General features: G+C 75.7%; 3 protein-coding genes. All 3 read left to right on the top strand.

The window, feature by feature from the left end:
* The coding region (locus AC2W7G_RS15465; RefSeq protein WP_485869223.1) for a 4Fe-4S dicluster domain-containing protein at positions 1 to 713 on the top strand (713 nt) is incomplete at its 5' end.
* A gap of 112 nt (positions 714 to 825) precedes the next feature.
* A complete protein-coding gene (locus AC2W7G_RS15460) occupies positions 826 to 1,281 on the top strand; it encodes a hypothetical protein (protein WP_485869222.1) in 456 nt (151 codons plus the stop codon).
* Positions 1,278 to 1,730, top strand: a 453-nt coding sequence (locus AC2W7G_RS15455) for a maleylpyruvate isomerase family mycothiol-dependent enzyme (RefSeq protein WP_485869221.1), incomplete at its 3' end; no start/stop codon positions are given. The genes AC2W7G_RS15460 and AC2W7G_RS15455, both read left to right, overlap by 4 nt.

The following is a 1,730-nucleotide window of genomic DNA, read 5'->3' as shown; positions in this document are numbered from 1 at the left end:
GCCGCGGCCACGCGCCCGCGCTGCGCCGCACCGGCCTGCGCCTGCTGCACGACTCCGGCGACCTCGGCCAGGCCGTCCACCGCTGCACCGGCGTGGGCAAGTGCCTGGCCGACAACCGCGGCACGAACGGGGTCATGTGCCCCTCGTTCCAGGCCACCCGCAACGAGAAGGACTCCACCCGCGGCCGCGCCCGCACCCTGCAGGAGATGGTCGACGGCCGTCTCGTCGACCAGGGCTGGCGGTCGCCGGAGGTGCACGAGGCGCTCGACCTGTGCCTGTCGTGCAAGGGCTGCCTGCACGACTGCCCGACCGGCGTCGACATGGCCAGCTACAAGACCGAGGTGCTGCACCAGACGTACGCCGGACGCGTCCGTCCGCGCAGCCACTACGTCATGGGCAAGCTGCCGCTGTGGGCCCGGCTCGGCGCCCCGCTGGCCCGGCTCACGAACGTCCTGCTCCGCACGCCCGGCGTCGCGCACCTGGCGCGCTGGGTCGCGGGCATCGACCAGCGGCGCAGCTCCCGGCGTTCGCCGCCCAGCCGTTCACCCGGCACGCCCGCACGCGCGCGGCCGCCGAGCGTCCGCGCGTGCTGCTGTGGTCGGACTCGTTCACCGAGTGGTTCGCGCCCGCCGGTGGTCACGCGGCCGTCGCGGTGCTGGAGTCCGCGGGCTACGACGTGGAGCTGCTCGACCGCTCCGCGTGCTGCGGCCTGACCTGGATCACCACCGGCCAGCTGGACGCCGCGCGCCGCATCATGGGCCGCACCGTCGCGGTGCTGCACGAGTACGTGGCCGCCGGGGTGCCCGTGGTCGGGCTCGAGCCCTCGTGCCTGGCGCGCTGCGCTCGGACGCCGTGGAGCTCGTCGACGACCCGCGCGCCGCGCAGGTGGCCGAGGGCGTCTTCACGCTCTCGGAGCTGCTGGCCCGCACCGACGGCTGGACCCCGCCCGACCTGACCGGCACCGAGGTGGTCGTGCAGCCGCACTGCCACCAGTCCAGCGTGCTGGGCTTCGAGGCCGACATGGACGTGCTGACCCGCGCCGGCGCCACCGTCACCCGGCTGAGCGGCTGCTGCGGCCTGGCCGGCAACTGGGGCGTGGAGAAGGGCCACTACGAGACGTCGGTGGCCGTCGCCGAGACCCAGCTGCTGCCCGCCGTCCGCGCCGCCGGCCCGGACGCCGTCGTGCTGGCCGACGGGTTCTCCTGCCGCACCCAGCTCGACGACCTGGCCGACGTCCAGGCCCTGCACCTGTCCCAGCTGCTGGCGGGGGAGACCCGATGAGCGAGCCCACCGACCACGCACCGATGCGCCTGGACCACCTGCCCGTCCTGGGCGAGCAGATGGCGCGGTTCGTCACCCTGCTCGGCGAGGCCGACGAGCAGCAGCCCGTCCCCACCTGCCCGGGCTGGACCGTGCGCGACCTGGCCGTCCACCTGGGCACGACGCACCGCCGGGCCGGGGCGGTCGTGCTCAGCGGGTCGCTGGTCGACGCCCCCGAGCCGCTGGTGCTCGGCTCGCTGACCGACTGGTACGCCGGGTGCTCGCCTCGGCGCTCGTCCTGGCGCTGCAGGCGGTGGCCCGGCCGAGCCGGTGCGAACTGGGCGCAGGTGCACCGGACGGCGGGCTTCTGGCGCCGTCGTCAGCTGCACGAGACGCTCGTCCACGCCGTCGACCTCGCCGTCGCGCTCGGGCTCCCCGAGGAGAGCTGGCCCGGCGCCCCCGGCTGGGCG

Source organism: Aeromicrobium sp. PFPM2_SD2 (genome assembly GCF_057364525.1).
The sequence above is the reverse complement of the archived record's forward strand: the minus strand, read 5'-3'. Positions and strand labels throughout refer to the sequence as shown.